The sequence below is a fragment of the Sulfurirhabdus autotrophica genome, from assembly GCF_004346685.1.
GTDB lineage: Bacteria > Pseudomonadota > Gammaproteobacteria > Burkholderiales > SMCO01 > Sulfurirhabdus > Sulfurirhabdus autotrophica.
This window is the reverse complement of the sequence record NZ_SMCO01000001.1, coordinates 851,884-871,456: the sequence shown is the minus strand read 5'-3', so window position 1 is coordinate 871,456 and position 19,573 is coordinate 851,884. Positions and strand designations below refer to the sequence as shown.

The 19,573-nt window shown below is 45.8% G+C and carries 18 protein-coding genes and 3 tRNA genes; 7 read left to right on the top strand and 14 right to left on the bottom strand.

Going from position 1 to position 19,573, the window contains the following annotated elements:
- Positions 1–46 precede the first annotated feature (46 nt).
- Complete coding sequence (locus tag EDC63_RS04200; RefSeq protein WP_124947244.1) at positions 47–967, top strand: 5'-nucleotidase; 921 nt, start codon at positions 47–49, stop codon at positions 965–967.
- Here EDC63_RS04200 and EDC63_RS04195 read toward each other — a convergent pair.
- The 3 genes from EDC63_RS04195 to EDC63_RS04185 form a co-directional block, all read right to left on the bottom strand.
- Positions 960–1,523: a phosphohydrolase gene (locus EDC63_RS04195; protein ID WP_124947245.1), complete on the bottom strand. Its 564-nt coding sequence runs from the start codon at positions 1,521–1,523 to the stop codon at positions 960–962. The two genes, EDC63_RS04200 and EDC63_RS04195, sit on opposite strands and share 8 nt — an antisense overlap.
- Positions 1,524–1,620: 97 nt before the next feature.
- A complete protein-coding gene (locus EDC63_RS04190) occupies positions 1,621–2,106 on the bottom strand; it encodes a nucleoside 2-deoxyribosyltransferase (RefSeq protein WP_124947246.1) in 486 nt (161 codons plus the stop codon).
- 117 nt (positions 2,107–2,223) lie between these two features.
- Positions 2,224–3,126, bottom strand: coding sequence for a recombination-associated protein RdgC (locus EDC63_RS04185; protein WP_124947247.1), 903 nt, complete (start codon positions 3,124–3,126; stop codon positions 2,224–2,226).
- Between the two features lie 142 nt (positions 3,127–3,268).
- On the opposite strand from EDC63_RS04185, the gene EDC63_RS04180 reads away from it, so the two are divergent.
- Positions 3,269–4,528, top strand: coding sequence for a carbohydrate porin (locus EDC63_RS04180; RefSeq protein WP_124947248.1), 1,260 nt, complete (start codon positions 3,269–3,271; stop codon positions 4,526–4,528).
- 125 nt (positions 4,529–4,653) lie between these two features.
- Positions 4,654–6,363, top strand: coding sequence for an alpha-amylase family glycosyl hydrolase (locus EDC63_RS04175; protein ID WP_124947249.1), 1,710 nt, complete (start codon positions 4,654–4,656; stop codon positions 6,361–6,363).
- A gap of 33 nt (positions 6,364–6,396) precedes the next feature.
- Here EDC63_RS04175 and EDC63_RS04170 read toward each other — a convergent pair.
- From EDC63_RS04170 to EDC63_RS04120, 11 genes are all read right to left on the bottom strand, one after another.
- Positions 6,397–6,481, bottom strand: a tRNA-Leu gene (locus EDC63_RS04170).
- Between the two features lie 77 nt (positions 6,482–6,558).
- Positions 6,559–6,819 carry an RNA recognition motif domain-containing protein gene (locus EDC63_RS04165; RefSeq protein ID WP_124947250.1) on the bottom strand — a complete coding sequence of 87 codons (261 nt, stop codon included), beginning with the start codon at positions 6,817–6,819 and terminating at the stop codon, positions 6,559–6,561.
- Between the two features lie 166 nt (positions 6,820–6,985).
- Positions 6,986–7,061, bottom strand: a tRNA-Glu gene (locus tag EDC63_RS04160).
- A 49-nt stretch (positions 7,062–7,110) separates the two neighbouring features.
- Positions 7,111–7,299, bottom strand: coding sequence for a hypothetical protein (locus tag EDC63_RS04155; protein WP_124947251.1), 189 nt, complete (start codon positions 7,297–7,299; stop codon positions 7,111–7,113).
- Positions 7,300–7,348: 49 nt separating this feature from the next.
- Positions 7,349–7,424, bottom strand: a tRNA-Ala gene (locus EDC63_RS04150).
- Positions 7,425–7,494: 70 nt separating this feature from the next.
- A complete protein-coding gene (gene gltX, locus EDC63_RS04145; RefSeq protein WP_124947252.1) occupies positions 7,495–8,886 on the bottom strand; it encodes a glutamate--tRNA ligase in 1,392 nt (463 codons plus the stop codon).
- Between the two features lie 135 nt (positions 8,887–9,021).
- A complete protein-coding gene (locus EDC63_RS04140; RefSeq protein WP_124947253.1) occupies positions 9,022–9,744 on the bottom strand; it encodes a UDP-2,3-diacylglucosamine diphosphatase in 723 nt (240 codons plus the stop codon).
- A gap of 101 nt (positions 9,745–9,845) precedes the next feature.
- Complete coding sequence (locus EDC63_RS04135; protein ID WP_124947254.1) at positions 9,846–10,337, bottom strand: peptidylprolyl isomerase; 492 nt, start codon at positions 10,335–10,337, stop codon at positions 9,846–9,848.
- On the bottom strand, positions 10,330–10,962 hold the full coding sequence (locus EDC63_RS04130) for a peptidylprolyl isomerase (RefSeq protein WP_124947255.1): 633 nt from the start codon (positions 10,960–10,962) through the stop codon (positions 10,330–10,332). Before EDC63_RS04130 ends, EDC63_RS04135 begins: the two co-directional genes overlap by 8 nt.
- Positions 10,963–10,985: 23 nt before the next feature.
- Positions 10,986–12,221 carry a L,D-transpeptidase Cds6 family protein gene (locus tag EDC63_RS04125; protein ID WP_223248371.1) on the bottom strand — a complete coding sequence of 412 codons (1,236 nt, stop codon included), beginning with the start codon at positions 12,219–12,221 and terminating at the stop codon, positions 10,986–10,988.
- 3 nt (positions 12,222–12,224) lie between these two features.
- On the bottom strand, positions 12,225–13,376 hold the full coding sequence (locus tag EDC63_RS04120) for a nuclear transport factor 2 family protein (RefSeq protein WP_124947256.1): 1,152 nt from the start codon (positions 13,374–13,376) through the stop codon (positions 12,225–12,227).
- A 155-nt stretch (positions 13,377–13,531) separates the two neighbouring features.
- Between EDC63_RS04120 and EDC63_RS04115 the strand changes: the two genes are divergently transcribed.
- The 4 genes from EDC63_RS04115 (at position 13,532) to EDC63_RS04100 (ending at position 19,556) form a co-directional block, all read left to right on the top strand.
- Positions 13,532–15,208, top strand: a complete 1,677-nt coding sequence (locus tag EDC63_RS04115) for a glutamine--tRNA ligase/YqeY domain fusion protein (RefSeq protein ID WP_124947257.1) — start codon at positions 13,532–13,534, stop codon at positions 15,206–15,208.
- Positions 15,208–15,558, top strand: coding sequence for a DUF4870 family protein (locus EDC63_RS04110; protein WP_124947258.1), 351 nt, complete (start codon positions 15,208–15,210; stop codon positions 15,556–15,558). Before EDC63_RS04115 ends, EDC63_RS04110 begins: the two co-directional genes overlap by 1 nt.
- 1 nt (position 15,559) lies before the next feature.
- Complete coding sequence (gene cysS / locus EDC63_RS04105) at positions 15,560–16,930, top strand: cysteine--tRNA ligase (RefSeq protein WP_124947259.1); 1,371 nt, start codon at positions 15,560–15,562, stop codon at positions 16,928–16,930.
- A 241-nt stretch (positions 16,931–17,171) separates the two neighbouring features.
- On the top strand, positions 17,172–19,556 hold the full coding sequence (locus EDC63_RS04100; RefSeq protein ID WP_124947260.1) for a putative bifunctional diguanylate cyclase/phosphodiesterase: 2,385 nt from the start codon (positions 17,172–17,174) through the stop codon (positions 19,554–19,556).
- Positions 19,557–19,573: the final 17 nt, after the last annotated feature.

Genomic DNA, 19,573 nt, shown 5'->3' with positions numbered 1-19,573 from the left:
GCACTAATTGAATTTCAATATTGATTTATACAATAAGGAATATCGTTTGAGCGAGCAAAGCCCCGGTAAGCAGAAACTTTCTACTATCAAGTTAATCGTTGCTATTTCTTCGCGCGCGCTATTTGATCTGGATGATAGTCATCGCGTTTTTGAAGAGGAAGGGGAGGAAGCTTATTCCCGATACCAGATTGAACATGAAGATGATCCGCTGGCACCCGGAGTGGCTTTTCCTTTAGCCCGAAAGTTGCTGGCATTGAATACGGATCCTATGTCTCCTCAAGTTGAGATTGCGCTGATATCCCGTAATAGTGCGGATACAGGGTTACGTGTGTTTAATTCCATTCGACACCACGGTTTGGATATTACACGAGCGGCTTTTACGCGTGGAGAGGCACCATATCGTTATATCCAGTCATTTGGGGCACATTTGTTTTTATCCGCTAATCCAGGAGATGTGACTAATGCGTTGGAAGCGGGGATTGCAGCGGCGACGATTCTGCCTTCTGCGCCAGGAAAAGGGGAGCATGAGCAACTTAGAATAGCTTTCGATGGTGATGCAGTCATTTTTTCGGATGAAGCTGAGAGGGTGTATGCGGAAAGTGGACTGGATGCATTTAACCTCAGTGAGGTTGAAGCTAAGAATCAGCCACTGTCAGGCGGGCCGTTTAAGTCGTTTCTTTCTGCCCTGCACGCCATCCAGAATGAATATCCTGCCAATGCTTCTCCGATTCGTACTGCCCTCATTACAGCCAGAGGAGCACCTGCACACGAACGGGTGATTCGTACCTTACGCAGTTGGGAGATTCGCATTGACGAGGCGCTTTTTCTCGGTGGTATGGATAAAGGTACTTTTCTGAACAGCTTCGGGGCGGATATATTCTTTGATGATCAGCGCAGGCACTGCGAATCTGCTGCGGATTATGTGGCTACTGGACATGTGCCATATGGGGTTAAAAACGCTATGTGAGTTGGGTTTTTCTGATTGCCAGAAGTCGTTCGAATTCCAGCATAAATGCTGATTTTGCTTCAAACGGGTTCATGGGTTTGATGATTTCTGGCAGGGGGTCAATACCGTTCAGATATTCCCAGTTTTCCACTGAGAAGGGCATCAGGTCTCTTTTTTCGGTGGCTAACGAGATCAGGTCTGCCGTCTTGATAGGGCTGTAATTGCTGAAGTCCAGGCTGAATTCTTGTGCAATGATGTCGGTTACCCGGTCTTCAATGTTGGCAAACGCGGGCAGCAATATTTTGAGCGGTTTTACCATGTCTCCCAGGTAGGCTTCGGCGGCATCGTGCAGTAGCGCAGCCAGCTTGAGATCGTCGTCCACCAGTGCTGAAACAATCAGGCTGTGCTGGGCAACTGAATAAAACTCGCAGGTTTGACCATTAAATCGACACTGGAAAGATAAGCCATGGGCAATGTCTTCTATGGCTACTTTATCGATGCGTGGTTCAAGCGGATAGAACCGATTGCCAAGAAAAGTGGATACGTACGTGGTTTTTTCAATGGGGCTGTTCTGCATTGGGTGAATTCTATCGGTGATTAATATCGTATTAATTTATTACATTTAGATTATGCACCTACGCAAGGTCATAACGTGAGCCAGTCTAAATATATATTCAAGTTGTGTGTTTAATAGCAGCCAGAGCCTCACGAAGTCCACCCGTAACAATATGTACCGGTTCTGCTAGCATCAGGTTAAGCGGGTAGCCAAAATCTTCAATGGCAAACCCTTCTACATCGAATACTATTTTTTTGTTTTTGACTGGTGGTTGAACTTCGCCATGTTTTACGCGCTCAATGAGCGGTATTGTGGACTGCATGTAACCGACGACCTGTTTGCCTAGCGCCAAGGCATATCCAACTTCTACACTTGTGCCGCTATCGGGTTCTGTTCCTCTGAATGGATTGAGGTTAGCTATGAGGGCATCAGCAGACTGTAGTAGTGAAATATTGGCTTGAAAAATTTCTTTTGGCGTGTGCGCATCACCATCCATGGGCAGAAGTGCTTCGTGACCATGTTCGGCACAAAGCGCTCGGGCTTCTTCAGCCCAATTGAGGGCATCAGGTCGAAAAATATCAGGGCCAGCTATATATATCTTCATGTGAATAAATTCAGGGATGTCATGCCTAGCTTAACATGGGAGTGATCTTGCAGTTTGAAAACATGCTCAAACTGCAAGTTAACACTAGGAAGGCCGTTGTATGAAATGTTGTGCAGGCTATATTTTTTCCTGTTCGCCACCAAGGGCTGACACAAGATCATGCAGTAAGGGTGAAAGCTCACCCGTCATTAAAGCGAAATCGGCTGCAAATTGTTCTTCAGCTGTTTCGGCTTGTGATTCTGCCTCTTCTTTGATGATATCCAGAAAACTGAGTTGTTTCACTTGCAGTTGTTCATTTAACGCAAATGAAATTCGGTCATTCCAAGTAAGCGCAAGTCTGGTGGCGGTTTTTCCTTCTGCAAGGTGCGCGCGAATTTCCTCTACATCGAGCGGGTGGCGTGAATAACGAACCGTTGCTTTTTCTTCATTGGGTGCTTGCAGCACGCAGTCACGATCAATGGTGAATCCGGCAGGGGCTTCACCCGTTGCCAGCCAGGTTGTCATGGCCGAAGTGGGGGACTGCTGGGTTTTCAGAAGTGAAAGTGGCAAATCGTCTAAAGAATCAAATAATAATTTTTGAACCTCTTCTGATTTTGCTGCATTTGCTGCGTCTACAATCAGCCACCCATTGACGGGGTCAATCCACACAAACGTCGTACTGCGCCGACTGAAGGCACGAGGCAGCAGTTCATCGGTCACATTTTCTTTGATCTCACGGGATTGTTTACGGCCGAGTTTGTAGCCTTGCTGCTCTTCTATTTCAGCAATACGTTCATTTGCGATTTGGTTGACCACAGTAGAGGGTAGGAGTTTTTGTTCTGTACCCATAGCGATCAGAAATTGTTGATTCTGGCTAAAGACGAGATTTTCATCTTTTCTGGGGGAAATCCAGCCTCGGCTTTGCATGTCCATGCTGCCGCATCGCTGAAAAACATGCCGAGCTAATTGTGTTTCCATTTGATTCGCTGTGATTTCCCAGCCAGCAGGTAAACGGTAAGTTTGAAGATTTTTAAACCACATAGTTAAAACTCAAGACGGAAAAAGAGGGATATTGTACAGTCTGAGGCAAGTAAGTTGGCTATTTTTCGTGTCGATTAATATTGTTAAAGGGGTGGCTTGTGTTTTCGTTATAATTTCATTTTACTGTGTGGGGAATGTGCTTTTGGTACAACGAAAAATTCATCATGGCATGATGGCTGCAGTGTTTACGGCAATGGGAATATTGCCCGTGATTGAAGCTGCGCATGCTGAGCCAAATGCCTACAATGACCGGCTTTCTGGTGGGTGGGGTGGCGCTCGAAGTGCTATGTCCGATCAAGGGTTTGACTGGGATATTACGTATAAGATTGATTACATTGTTAAATTAAATGGCAATCGTGAGAGGGGCAATACATTCTGGCTGGATAATCTCGATGTGGTTGTTTCTTTCGACGGTGAAAAATCAGGCGTTAAAGGTTTTTCATCAATGTTCCATGTATTAAGTAATCGCGGTCAGAAGCCTGCCATTGAAAGCGACCGTTTGCCCCATGGCTTGGATAATATCGAAACGCCAAGGGGCGGGAATACCACAAAAATCTATCAAGCCTGGATTCAGCAGTCCTTTGGAGAAAGTGGCATATCAGTTTTGGCCGGGTTGTACGATTTAAATTCGGAATTTTATGCCACTAAATCTTCAGCGCTGTTTATTCATCCTACCTTTGGGATCGGTGCTGAATTAGCTGGTACCGGACAAAATGGCCCATCTATTTTTCCGACTACATCACTTGGTCTGCGATTGAAGTACGAATCCACAGGCGGTGCATACGCACAAGCAGTTTTGCTGGATGGTGTTCCAGGTGACCCGGATAACCAGCATGGTACTCATATCCAGTTTAGCAAAGGTGATGGCACATTTTTTGTATCTGAGATAGGTTGTCTGACTGAATCGGGGAAAGAGTCCAGTGGGAAATTTGCATTTGGTGCGTGGCGTTATACAGCAAAATTTGATGATTTACTGGATGTAGATGCTGCCGGTAATCCAATCCGTCGAAATAGTTATGGTGTTTATGTTTTAGGCGAGCACACCCTATGGCAAGCAGGTGAAAAACGATTGCGAGGCTTTTTAAGGGTGGGTAGAACAGAAGGAGATACCACCCAGTTTGAACAGGCATTAGGCGCAGGGTTGTTGTGGGAGGGTTTCATTCCGGGGCGCCCGGGTGACCAATTGGGACTTGCGTATGCCCAGGAAACTAATTCAATCAAATACCGCCTGTCATCAGGTATTTCTGTTGATCGTGAGCGTTCACTGGAGTTGGCTTACCGGAGTAAAATAACACCATGGCTTGCTATTCAGCTTTTTGCACAATATTTGCTGAATCATGGCAGCGATCCTGCAGAGAATAAAACATGGTGGCTTGGTATGCGTTTTCAGCTTGATGTGTAAATAATAAATTTGTTGAATCAGTTTGTTGCGTAATTCTACGTCACTCCCAGCTTCATTTTGCCAATATCTGAACTAATATAAAAGTCATCTTTCTGTTGCTACTTGCTTAGACAAGGAGGCGTGTGATGGCTACAGCACTTCATTCGGTTTCGGGGCTTGATTTTCGTCCTGTTTCTCACCTGCACCCTTCCCCCAGGGATTGGCGTGATCAATTTATTTATTTTTTGTTGGTAGACCGTTTTGACAACAATGTTGCCGGTTTGCAGCCGTTTAAACCAGGCATTACGCCAACTGGGCGAGATCCTGAAAAGGGCCATCGCTTCCAGGGCGGTAATTTAAAAGGAATTACCCGTCGACTGGACTACATAAAAGGGTTGGGCTGCACAACTATCTGGTTAAGCCCTATCCTTAAAAACAGGCCTGATCTGTCTGACACCTACCATGGGTATGGTATTCAGGATTTTATGCACGTGGACCCTCGTTTCGGCACATTGCAAGACCTGCAGGAATTAACAGCAGAGGCACATTCGAGGGAAATGTATGTCATTCTGGATGTGGTGCTCAATCATACCGGTGACGTCTGGCAATATCCGGATGATAATCCCTATTACTTTTATGAAGATCAGACCTTTCCCTTTGGTGGCTGGCGTGAAGCGAATCCAATACCCGAATTTCAGGATGATGATGCAATTTGGCCGGTGGAATTGCAAACCCCCGACGCTTTCAAACGTCGGGGGCAGATTCGTGACTGGAATGATCCGGTTGAGGCGAGGGATGGAGATTTTTTAAGTCTAAAGGAACTGGACCTTCCACGCCCTACGGTTCTGGATACGTTGATTAAAATCTATAAATACTGGATTGCTACTGCAGATATTGACGGATTCCGGATTGACACAGTCAAGCATATGGAAAGTTCGGCAACCGCAATATTTTGTAACGCAATGCGCGAATATGCGAAGCGTATTGGTAAATATAACTTCTTTTTATATGGCGAAATTGTTGCGGATGATGCAACGATTCAAAAATACATTGGCAGAAATAGTCGTATAGAAGGGACCAACGAACGCTTCCCTGCCCTGGATGCAGCACTGGATTTTCCTTTGTACTTTTTGCTTGAAGATGTCATAAAAGGGTTCGCCAGTCCTGCATTTTTACGAAATCGCTACGAAGAGTTTTATGATTTGTATGCTGATCATGGTGAAGCTGGGCGTTATTTCGTGACCTTTGTAGATAACCATGATCAGATGGCCAGACCTTACCGTCGCTTTATGTACAATAATCCGTACCAGCGGCAAGCGGTCCTCGCTATTGGATATTTGCTCACCAGTCAGGGGGTGCCTTGTATTTATTATGGAACAGAGCAAGGTTTTGATGGTGCTGGATCAGATGACAGTTATGTCAGGGAATGCATGTTTGGTGGTTCCTGGGGGGCATTTAATACTACTGGAGGACATTTCTTTAATCCTGATCATCCCATTTATAAAGCGATTCGTATTATTGCCAGAATTCGTAGTAAAGAACCTGCATTGCGCTATGGCCGGCAATATTTCAGAGAAATTTCAGAAAATGGGCTGGATTTTGCGCAGCCTATGGATGGGCATTGCACATTGGCTTACTCACGGATTCTGGATACGGAAGAGGTTTTAGTGTGCTTGAATTTAGATAATGTTCCTCGTTCGGACTATATAACGGTGGATGTTAAGCTAAGCGGTAAGGGGCGGATGATGGGGGATATGATGCATGGAGGCAAAGTAAAGATTCAGGAAATGAATAATCGGGCCTATGTTCAAGTGATGTTGCCGGCACACGGCATGGCGATACTGAAATGTGAATAGCCCATAATGAAGATGAATTATGGATTTTTTAACTGGTGCGGATAGTGAGACTCGAACTCACACGCCTTGCGGCACTGCCCCCTCAAGACAGCGTGTCTACCAATTCCACCATATCCGCAAAGAGGGATAACCAGACCAGATTTTAAATGGAAATTTCGGATGAAACTGCCGAAAATTTGGTCTGTGTTAATTATACTATCGACGACGTCCAAATGTTTTAGGGCGTGACTCATTTACTTTCAAAGGGCTTCCTTTGAGATCTTTCCCATTCAGTCCCATAATCGCCGCTGCAGAGTGCGCCTTGCCGGGCATCTCTACAAAACCGAAGCCTTTTGATACGCCGCTAAACAGATCTCTTGCAATCTGCACAGTCTTTACCTGGCCAAAAGCTTCGAACGCAGCTTGTAATTCTTCTTCGGTTACTTCTGGTGCTAGATTGCCTACAAAAATCTGCATTGATGGCCTCTCATATTTTGCCAATCTGGTGAAGATTGGCGAGTTGTTAGTCTGTCTCTGATCGCTCAGATCGCTAATTTTGTAACCTGAGTTTCAAAAAATAGCGTGACATGAATGGCACTGAAAAAACAGAAGGGCTTGGATTTCTCCAAGCCCTTTCTCAATATGGCGTCCCCAACGAGATTCGAACTCGTGTTACCGCCGTGAAAGGGCGATGTCCTAGGCCTCTAGACGATGGGGACCAAAACTCAAGCATTGTATACGTTTTGAACTATTTCTGCAATGATTTTATCACCTTTTCGATGACATTTGTGTCATTACAGTACCTAGTAGCAAAAGCGCAAAACCTACCGGAACCAGACTCAACCAAAAACCGATTGTGTCTTCGTCACCACTGGAAAAACTGGCAAAACCGACTATCAAACCGATTATGCTGCTAATTATTCCAAGCCATACGGTGATTACTCCGATACGGTGCATTTTTCCTTTTTCTCCAGTTCAACCAAGGTCGTTCTGAAGTACCTGCTTTTGGTGGAGATAAGCGGGATCGAACCGCTGACCTCTTGCATGCCATGCAAGCGCTCTCCCAGCTGAGCTATACCCCCGAAAGGTTGTGAATTATACGTATCAAGTATGCGCTTGTAAAGATTCTCCAAGGATAATTTTCACTTTATTTTACACAGGGTAATTTTGGAGGTGATTTTGTACTCTGCGTAGTGATTCTTCCCGGCCAAGCAGTTCAATAATGGCATCAATGGAGGGGGTCTGGGTTTCTCCCGTGATCATGATGCGCAGGGGCATAGCGATCTTGGGGAATTTTAGCCCATGTGCACCGACGGTTTCTTTTAGCAGTGCATTGATTGCTTCTTGCTTCCATTCAATGGATTCCAGTTTTGTTGCAAAATCACTTAAGGCTGGTTTTACTTCGGCAGTCAGGTGCTGAAGCTTCAGATCTTCATGGGGTTCCAGTACACGGTAAAAGTAGACAGCTGCATCTGCAAGCTCTTTGAGTGTATTGACCCGATCTTTCAGTAAACCGATCACTTTTTCTGGATCAGGTCCATGGGCTGGATTGCAGCAATCCACTTCCATGAATGGTTTTGTTAGTTCTACCAAACGGGGGTTATCTGTGGCTTTGATGTATTGCTGGTTTACCCACGTGAGCTTTTCCGGGTTGAATTTGGCTGGGGATTTGCTGATATCTTTAAGATCAAACCATTCAACAAGCTGTGAAAGGGAAAAGATTTCCTCATCACCATGAGACCAACCCAGGCGAGCCAGATAGTTCAGCAATGCTTCAGGCAAGTAACCATCTTCAAAATATTGCATAACGCTGACTGCGCCGTGACGCTTTGAAAGTCGTTCGCCATCATGTCCCAGTATCATGGGTACATGGGCATATTTTGGTATTGGGGCGCCAAGCGCCTTTAGTATATTGATCTGTCTAGGAGTATTGTTAAGGTGGTCGTCGCCGCGAATAACGTGGTTGATTTCCATATCCCAATCATCTACCACAACACAAAAATTGTAGGTAGGCGTGCCATCTGCACGGGCAATAATCAGGTCATCTAGTTCAGTGTTTTGAACAATCACGGTTCCCTTGACCAGATCATCGATGATCACTTCACCATCAATCGGATTTTTGAAGCGAATAACCGGCTTTACATCCACCGGCGGGGTGGCGGTAGAGTCGCGCCAACGCCCGTCATAGCGAGGTTTTAGTCCTGCAGCACGTTGTGCCTCCCGCATTTTATCCAGTTCTTCAATACTGGCATAACAATGGTAAGCCTTGCCTTCATCCAGTAGATGTTGAATAACCTGGTTATAGCGGTCCATTCGCTGCATCTGATAAAAAGGGCCTTCATCGTAACCCAGTTTCAGCCATTCCATACTGTCCAGGATGGCTTTGACTGATTCAGGCGTTGAACGCTCCAGATCCGTATCTTCAATGCGCAGAACAAATGTTCCACCATGTTTGCGAGCAAATGCCCATGAGAAGAGAGCGGTGCGTGCGCCGCCAATATGCAGGTAGCCGGTTGGGCTTGGGGCAAAGCGTGTTCGAATCATCTTAGAGCTTTATATCAGGAGAAAAAAGTGTATTTTACGACAGTTCGCTGGAGTTATGTTGGTTAAGCATTATGTGAATAGCTTGAGACAGGTATTTACGTGAGTTACGTTATCAGTGTTGTAGGCAGCGTTAAATCAGATATGAATCATTTCGCAACCGCTACTATCGCAGCGCAAATATCCGCCATGTTCATACCAGTCGGGTAAAACCCAGCGCTCACAGATTTTCCCATCAACCGTTTCAGCATGTTTTGCAGGGCGGTGTGTGTGGCCATGGATTAAGCGGGGATAGTTGTAAATCCGTAAGGTATTTTGAACCGCTTCGTTGGTGACATCCATGATTTCTGTTGATTTTTGTGTTTGAGCTTGTTTGCTGGACTCGCGTAAACCTTCAATAATCATTTTGCGTTCAGCAAGCGGTTTGGCAAGGAAGGCTGCTTGCCAGGCTGGATTCCTGACCTGGTCGCGGAAAGCAATATAAGCAATGTCGTCAGTACACAAAGTGTCGCCGTGCATGAGCAGGGTGGAAGTGCCGTGTAAATCGAATAAATAGGGATCCTTTAGCAGTGTCATGCCCGCAGCTTTACAGAATTTTTCACCAACCAGAAAGTCCCTGTTGCCATGCATAAGGAAAAGTGCAACACCTCTGTCTTTAAGTTGGGAAAATGCTGAAGCTACTTCTGTATGTAATGGCTCATCAATATCATCATCGCCAGGCCAGTATTCGAACAAATCACCCAGTACATATAGCGATTCCGCTTTGGTGGCTGTGTTTCTTAAAAAATCAAAAAATAAAGTGTTCGTGTGCTGCCGGGAGATGCAGAGATGTGTGTCTGAAATGAATAAGGTATGTGGCATCAGGAATTCAGAAGAGACCAGAGACGGAAAGCAGAAGGGTTAGGATAGTGTGTTTCGGTTTTATCGCCGAGAAAATAAATTTTCCCGGCGATAAATTGAAATTAGCAGACTTCGGCGCTTTCGATAATCACGCTTTCTACCGGAACGTCCTGATGTCCGGCTTTGTTACCAGTTTTGACTTTCAGAATCTGGTCCACAACCTCCATACCTTCAGTCACTTTGCCAAACACACAATAGCCCCAGCCTTGAGAATTGGCTGCGGTATAGTTTAGAAAGCCATTGTCTGCACCGTTGATAAAAAACTGTGAGCTGGCAGAATGCGGGTCTGGTGTGCGAGCCATGGCAACGGTGTATTTGTCATTTTTCAGGCCGTTGTCAGCTTCATTTTTGATTTGAGCGCGGGTGGCTTTTTGGGTCATGTCGGCATCAAATCCGCCACCTTGAACCATGAATCCATTAATCACTCGATGAAAAATAGTGCCATTAAAAAAGCCGTCATTGACGTACTGTAAAAAGTTTTCAACTGTAACAGGGGCTTTTTCTGCGTTTAGTTCCAGAGTGATGCTACCCATATTGGTGTGAATCTTAACCATGTGCTTTCCTTTTCTTTTTTGAGTTACTGATAGTTTGCTTTTTTACGGGTTGCTCCGCTATTTTTTCGGTCACCAATGTGACGTCTTCGATCACAATGGGCTGAACCGGAACGTCAGAAGCGAATTGACCGGAAGCTGATGTCGGGGACGAGGAAATGTTTTGAACAATGTCCATCCCTTTAATGACTTTCCCGAACACAGCATAGCCATAATAATTGGGTTCTTTTTTGTAGTGGTTCAGGAACAGGTTGCGTTCTACATTGATGAAGAACTGGGATGTGGCTGAATCGGGATCATTAGTGCGCGCCATGGCCAAGGTGCCGGGTTCGTTTTTCAGACCATTGGTTGCTTCATTGGGAATAGATGCTAATGTGGGTTTAGCATGCAAATCGGGTGTGAAGCCCCCCCCTTGAATTACAAAGCGATCAACGACCCGATGAAATACGGTGCCTTTGTAAAAACCGCTTTTTACATAATTGATGAAGTTTTCAACGGTTTTTGGGGCTTTGTCCGGATAAAGTTCGAGTAGTATGTCACCACGACTGGTCTTTAATTCTACCTGTGGGTAACCGGCCTGAGCATTAAAGCAGATAGCCATGCTAATAAGGATAAGCAGGAATTTCATTTGGTTCTCCATGATCATGTTTTTTAGCTCACGGCCCCTTCGTAAACGATTTTCCACTGGTTGTTTTCAAGTTTCCAGTACTGTCGTTTCCGCATCTGATTACTCAAGTTATTGCTCTGATAATCCTGATCAAAAGTCACTACGGCCATGTTGTCAATTTCAGGATAACGGAAGATGCTAACGTTGGACAAATTAACTTTAATCCATGATTTACTGGCATTTACCTGTCGTTTCTGATCTTCCCACTCGGGTAGCTTCTGGCCGTCGGCATGGAAGTTTTTTGAATAATTCTGGATATAGCGGTTTGTGTCGCGACTTTCCCAATCGTGACGCCAATTATCAATTTGCTGGTTAAGTGCAATGCGCTGTGCATTGGATCGATTCTGGTCTACCCACTCAATTTTTTCTGTGATCACTACTGGTGTTAATCCGACCTGGATCTTTTTAGCAAGGGAATCCAGATCCTGGTTGGTCAGGACGACACAGCCACTGCTGGCACGGGGGGGGCGGCTATAAGTATCGCCAGGAGTACCATGTAGCCAGATGCCGTGGCCATTTCGTCCCATTTTCTTGTCCCATTCGTTGGGGTAGCTGATCGGAAATGCACCTGTACCATAGAAATCGGTAAGCTTTCCTTTAGGCAGGTTGGCCGTTACAAAGTAGACACCAGTTGGTGTGCGTAAATCGCCTTCTTTGGTTTTGTCACCGCCGTTTTTACCAACAGTGATGTAGTAGTCAGAATCGTATTGTAATTTTCCGTCAGTATTTCCAAACAGGTAGAGTCGAGATTTACTGATGTCTACTACTATCGCGTATTTTTGTTTTGTCTGGAGCTGCAACAGATTGCTAGGTACTAAATGTGTCGGTGGCTGCTGCACGTAACGCTGGAGGCGTGCTCTGGCTTCATCACGAAAATCTGTGATGCTTTGCTGAGGGGCATCCGTGGCGCTTCCGATATTACTAATGGGTTGTGCCCGGGCCATGAGTAAATCGCCCTTGATGAGTTGGGCCAGACGAAAGTTGGGGTTGATTTTAAGTAATGCTTCAATATTGCTCAGCGCAGCACCCAGCTGGTTGCGCTGGATGTCGAGCAGGCTTTGAACCAGCATGGACTCTAATGATAAGGGTGCTTGCGGCACATTATTGATGGGCTGGAAGTGTCTCGGTACAGGGCCGCCCATCGGAATGGCGGAAGGAGTGGCAAAGGTCAGTGCCGCCAGTACGCCATACTGAATGGTTTTTTTGAAACGTTTTATCATGCTTTACCGGCCGATTTTTTCTTCAAGAATAACCCATTTTCCACCTGATTTAACAAAATCCAATGTTTTCATGGTTGAGCTTTTCAGGCTATCCGAGCGGTATATCTGTCTGAATGTTGCTGAAGCATGGCTTGCATCGGAAATTCTGATTTTGGGTGACACAATTGCAACCTGGATTGATTTGGGGCTGGTGACCCGTTCCTTCCGGCCATTTTCCCAATCGGCACGTTTTTCGCCTCTTGGTGTTTTGAAATCTTTGGCATAGTAAGATAAATATGCCTTTGCATTTCTATCTGACCAGGCTTTTGCCCATTCGTTCAGTGTGGAGAGCACTTCGTCGTGTTGTTCGGAAGCGGCATGTTTTGCAGGCTGCTCAACAATGGGTTTTGGAGCTGGCTTTGTTTCTGCAACGGGAGGGAGGGCGACAGCTGCAGTTTTGGCCGGACTGGTCACAGTCTCGGTTCTAATTGGGGTTTTTTGCCCTGTGTTTTTCAAATCATCAAGCTTCGCAGGCGTTCCCATTGTATTTGCTGGAGGAGCTGCGATTGGTTTTGCGGTGTTTAGAGCAATGGTGGTTGCGGGCTGTTTGCTGACAGTCGCTCTAGGCAGTGATTGTGACCCTTTTGAACCAGGGTTAAATAGCTCTCTTACCAAAGACAGTTTGATTTGGGCTGTGGTGTTGGATTTGTCCAGCTGCAAAGCTTTGTCATAGGCCTGACTCGCCATCTTGGCATAAATATCGCCCAGATTTTCGTGGGCGGTTGCATAGGTAGGATGGGTACGAATAGCAGCTTCCAGCGCAGATTTCGCTTTATCGTATTGGCCTTGGGAATAATACAAAACGGCCAGATTGTTATAAGGCTCAGGAAGATTTGGATAGTCCTGGGTCAGGTCGTTGAATATTTTGATCGCTTCGCTGGCATTATTCTGCTCGGTTAAAATAATGCCTTTCTGAAAACGGGCCTGAGCATCCTTTGGGTGTGCTGCCAGATATTTATTCAGTAGTTCAATTGCTTCAGCACTTTTCCCCTGCCGTGCCAGTTGTTGAGCATCTGTTAGTTCGTCAGCATGAACCGCAGACATGCAAAATAGCGGAAGGCAGAGAATGGCTGTTTTGAGAAGCGGGTGCAGTGCAGTAATGCGTATCTTGATCATTATGATATGCTTTGAAAAGTTGTTGTATTACCCGAATTCTAACAAGAAGCAAGGTGATTGCAAAATAGGATTGTAATTCTGATGTCGATGCAGGGAGTAAATTTCGGGTAAAATCGCGCTTTTGCATTAATTAACATAGAAAAACGAGCTGAAATATGAGCAGTAACGAACGTGATCCCGTTCCCCATTTTATCCGTAATATCATCGAAGCTGATTTAAAAGGCGGTAAACACAAGTCTGTTGTGACGCGTTTTCCGCCAGAGCCTAATGGATATCTGCATGTAGGTCATGCTAAATCGATTTGTCTGAATTTTGGTTTGGCGCTGGATTATCAAGGTAAGTGTAATTTACGCTTTGATGATACCAATCCGGAAAAAGAAAGTGAGGAGTATGCCCTTTCTATTCAGGATGATGTGCGCTGGCTCGGATTTCAGTGGGACGGGGAAGTGCGCTGGGCCTCTGACTACTTTGAACAACTTTACGCTTTTGGTGTTGAACTGATCAAACAGGGCAAAGCGTATGTGTGTGATCTGACACCCGATGAGATGCGTGAATATCGGGGTACCTTGACTCAGCCTGGCAAGGACAGTCCTTTCCGCAATCGCTCTGTTGAAGAGAATACTGAGCTGTTTCAGAAAATGCGGGCAGGGGAATATCCGGACGGTTCCAAGGTATTGCGGGCTAAAATTGATATGGCTTCTCCTAATATCAATATGCGTGACCCGGCAATTTACCGGATTCGCCGTGCACATCATATTCGGACTGGAGATAAATGGTGTATTTACCCGATGTATGATTACACCCATTGTATTTCTGATGCACTGGAAAATATCACCCATTCACTTTGTACGCTGGAGTTTGAAGACCATCGGCCGCTATATGACTGGGTGCTGGATCAAATATCGGTACCTTGCCATCCGCAACAAATTGAGTTTTCACGGCTGGAACTGCAATACGCCATAACCAGCAAACGTAAATTGAATCAATTGGTGACGCAAGGGCTGGTTTCAGGCTGGGACGATCCTCGTATGCCAACGATTGTCGGTATGCGCCGCCGCGGTTATACGCCAGAAGGAATCAGGGAGTTTACGCGTCGCATCGGGATTTCAAAAAGCGATAATGTGGTGGATATGTCGGTGCTTGAGGGTTGTATTCGTGAAGACGTAGAAGCCAAGGCACCACGTGTGATGGCTGTGGTCAAGCCACTGAAAGTAACTATTACCAACTTTGTTGAAGGCGAGTCACAATCCCGTGAAGGCGAATTCCATCCTCAGCGCCCTGAATTAGGTAAGCGGGTAGTGCCTTTTGCCAAAGAAATCTGGATTGAGTCGGATGATTTTATGGAATTGCCTCCTGATGGCTTTCATCGTTTAAAGCCCGGTGGTGAAGTGCGTTTGCGCTACAGTTATGTGATGTGCTGTGATGAAGTGATTAAAGATGCTGCAGGTAATGTAACAGAGCTTCGTTGCTCTATTGATCCTGAAACTCTGGGTAAAAACCCGCAAGGACGTAAAGTGAAGGGCGTGATTCACTGGGTGTCGGTTGAAGATGCGTTACCTGTGGAAATAAGACTTTATGACCGACTTTTTACGGTACCTAAGCCGGATAGTGATAAAGAACAGGATTTTCTGGCGTTCCTGAATCCTGATTCGCTTACTGTGGTGCAAGGCTGGGTGGAACCCTCTGCCCGTGATGCGCAACCGGAAATGTTGTATCAGTTCGAGCGGTTGGGCTATTTCTGCGCTGATCGGCGAGATCATAAACCAGGTGAACATCTTGTGTTTAACCGGACTGTGACGCTCAAGGATTCGTGGGCTAAGGAACAAGGCTAATGGACGACAACCAGCTCGACAACACTAAGCTCCAGTCATTGAAGTCCCTGTCGACGGTGATTTATGCGTTGTTAGCGCTGACTTGGGTATTTGGCGTGTCGGCTATTGTTGCAGTGGTCATGGTATATATCAAGCGGGATGAAGCGGCCGGGACCTGGCTGGAAAGCCATTTTCTTTGGCAGGTACGTACATTCTGGTACGGTTTGCTATGGGCGGTAATTGGGGGCATGACATTATTTTTTGGCATTGGCTGGATTATTTTAATGGTCAATGTGGTTTGGTGTATTTATCGTATTGTCAAAGGCTGGCTCAATCTGAACGACAATAAACCTATGTATTCTGAAAGTTAAAATGTTAAAAATATACAACACACTGATACGCGAAAAGCAGGAATTTAAACCGATTAAACCGGGCAAGGCCAATATGTATGTATGCGGCATGACGGTTTATGATTATTGTCATCTGGGGCATGCCCGGGTGATGGTGGTGTTCGATTTGGTACAACGCTGGCTTAAGGTATCAGGTCTGGAAGTGAGCTATGTGCGCAATATTACGGATATTGACGATAAAATCATTAAGCGCGCTGCAGAAAACAATGAGCCCATTGATCAGCTAACGGGACGTTTTATTGCCGCAATGGATGAGGATGCGGCAAAACTGGGCGTGCAAAAACCGTCTTTTGAGCCACGTGCTACACAGTTTGTGCCTGGAATGGTGGCCATGATTGAAACCCTGGTTGGCAAGGGGCTTGCATATCCAGCGGATAATGGGGATGTGTACTACGCTGTCCATAATTTTTCCGGTTATGGCAAGCTTTCTGGTAAATCGCTGGATGACCTGCGCGCTGGTGAACGGGTAGAGGTAGATACCCATAAGCGAGATCCACTGGATTTTGTTTTGTGGAAAGGGGCTAAACCTGGTGAACCCGCTTGGGATTCTCCCTGGGGAAAAGGTCGCCCTGGCTGGCACATTGAGTGTTCTGTCATGAGCGAGCATTATTTGGGTGCTCATTTTGATATTCATGGCGGCGGGCAGGATTTACAGTTTCCTCACCACGAAAATGAAATTGCGCAGAGTGAAGGTGCTCATGACCAAGCATTCGTTAATTATTGGATGCATAACGGTTTTGTGCGTGTTGACAACGAGAAGATGTCCAAGTCATTGGGAAATTTTTTCACTATTCGCGAAGTATTCGAAAAGTACGATCCGGAAGTGGTCCGCTATTTCATCTTGCGCGCACATTATCGTAGCCCGCTGAATTACTCTGATCATCATCTGGATGATGCAAAACACGCCTTGACCCGTTTTTATACTGCGTTGCGCGGTATCAGTATCAACCCGACTGAAATTGATTGGGAAGGGGCCTATGCTGCCCGCTTCAAGGAAGCAATGGATGATGACTTTAATACACCAGAAGCGGTTGCCGTGTTGTTTGATCTCGCTAACGAGGTAAATAAATCAAAGTCATCTGAAGAGGCCGGTCTGCTCAAACAATTGGCGAATGTTCTCGGAATATTGCAACGTGATCCCGAAGAGTTCTTCAAAGCGGGATTGAGCGAATCTGCCTACACGCCTGAAAAAATTGAGCAGCTGATTGCAGACCGAGCTGCAGCACGAAAAGCAAAAAACTTTGCGGAAAGCGATCGAATTCGCAAAGAGCTGCAGGATGCAGGGGTTGTGCTGGAAGATGCGTCGCAGGGAACCATATGGCGTCGTGAGTGAAGTTTCAGAATAGAATCAAGGCCGCATGAGCGGCCTTTTTTATGAATATCTGGCATCGCAAATTACTGGTGAATCAGTATAATCATTCTAAAAGCCACCAAATAAAAGAGTCGGAATATAAAAATTGTCAGTTTTACTTAGTTGGGTTATTGCAAAATTTCAGGTATTCAGTTGTCTGCAGTTTCTGGGGAGATAAATCATAAGCAGCTTCAAGACTATTTTTCCACCTTTACTTATTGAATTGCAACGTCACTTGGCATTGATCAAGCGTGTGTCAGATGCTGCTTTAGATGGTGCTGCAGCAAAAAAAACAGGTTTGCTTTCCGCTGACTACTGGAAATGGTATGAAGGGGAGGGCAGTGCTCGAATTAAAGAGTTGAATCATCCTGAATTGACAGCTGAATGGGCGCGCCTGGGTAAACTTCATACTCAGTTTCTCAATGCAGCCAATAGTTGTGTGAAAGCGGCAGCTGACGGCGATAAAATTCACGTCAGCCAAGGATTGGAAAGGGTCTTTGAGCTTTCTTCTGAACTGATGGGTTTGCTTGTAAGTGCTAGCTTGAGCGAACTGACTGCTGCGGTGTCTGATCATGAGCATAAACTGGCGATGCGTCATGAGCGGGATTTTATGGATGCCGCGCAAATTGGGCGCTTTGTGGTTCGGCTTTCAGATAATGTATTGTTAGAGGCAGACAATAACTTTCTGAATTTTCTGGGCTATGTGTGTGAGCAGACAGAAGGCAGCGAGATAAAGAAGTTTCTCGATGCTAAATCTTATCAACGCCTGCTTGGTTCGATTTCAGAAAAAGAGCCAAATGGCCGCTCGAATATTCATTTTAAACATGCAAACGGCCAGAAAGTCCCCATGCTGGTTATCTCCTATCCTGACGAGAATGCAGAGGGTAAGGTATTGCGCTGTTTTGCCGCTAATTTATCCGAGATAGAGGGGGAAATTCAGCAGCGCCGATTATTATCAGCTGCGGTTGAGGTTTCTGATCAGGCAGTATTGATCTGTAATGATCATCAGGAAGTTGTCTATGTAAATCCAGCGTTTTCACAATTAACGGGGTATTCTGCAGAAGAGGCAATAGGAAAAAACCCACGATTTCTCCAAGGTAAAGATACAAGCCAGGCAACGCGTATTGTGCTTAGGGAAACATTGGCTGCTGGCAGGAAAGCGCACGTGGAAATGCTGAATTACACCAAGGAAGGGCTGCGTTTCTGGATTGACTTGTCCATTGTGCCGGTAGCGAATGATAGCGGCGATATCACCCATTTTGTTGCGATTCAACATGATATTACCGAGCGTAAGGCAGCAGAGCAGGCCATTGCGCGAATTGCGCTGGAAGACCGGTTGACGGGCTTGCCTAACCGACGAGCCGCAGAAAACAGGCTCGAAACTGACTGGAATCGCGCACGACGAACAGACAGTGAATTCGCAATTGCAATTGTGGATATTGATCGTTTTAAATTGGTGAATGATCAGCATGGTCACCATGTGGGCGATCAGGCTTTGAAGCATGTTGCAGATCTGATGGCTACCTGTTTGCGTGGTGGCGACTGGATTGCGAGATGGGGAGGGGAGGAGTTTTTATTGTGTTTTCACGGCATGGATGGTCGTGGCGCACATAATGCCGCTGAGCGCGTACGTAAACTGGTTAAAGCCAACCCGCTTAAGATGCCACTGGGTGAAATTCCGCTGACTATCAGTATGGGGTTGTCCATGTACAACCAGAAACATGAGAATATTGATTCATTGCTGGCACAAGCTGATGCACTACTTTATGAAGCGAAGCACAGTGGGCGGGATAAAGTGCTTTGTTCCGGATCGGCAAATTCAAATAAAAATAGTGTTATTTGGGAAGGATCGCAAGTGCAAGGGGCATTGCACGATGGTCGTGTGATTCCGGTTTTTCAGCCTATCGTCAACTTATGCACTGGCAAAATTGTTGCCGATGAGGCGTTGGCTCGCATTCGTAATGCAGATAATTCGCTTGTGCCAGCTGCCAGTTTCATTCAAGCGTCCGAATCCCTGCATCTGGTTGCTTCAATAGATAAAATGGTTTCTGTCAGCGCAATGAATCGTTGCGCACGTGCAATGAAAGTTGGTGGAGAGGGACTTGGGCTGGCACATTTTATTAATTTGTCCCATCAATTTTTAGCTAATGTGGAGCAGGTTGATACGTTGCTGGAGCACGCCAAAGGGTTTTGTGGAGATAATTGTGATCAGAAGGGTAATGCAAAACCGCTGGTAATCGAGATTACCGAGCGCCAGAGCGGGGATATTCTGACTCTGAAGAAAAACCTGAAGCCGCTGACCGACTTTGGTATCCGGCTCGCGCTAGATGATTTTGGCAGCGGAAACTCATCATTCTTGTATCTGGCCGAACTTCCGGTTGATTTTCTGAAAATAGAGGGGTGGATGGTTGGGCGAATTATCCAGGATAAACGGGTTCGCCAACTGGTTGAAAGTATTGTGTCAACTGCCCGGAATTTTAATGTGATTACTATTGCAGAATGTGTTGAAGATGCTGAAACAGCCAGAATTCTTTGCGAAATTGGCGTAGATTGGGCTCAGGGCTATTATTTTGCCAAGCCAGAAATCGATGATGTCTGGGATAATTAACTGCATGACTGTTTAAT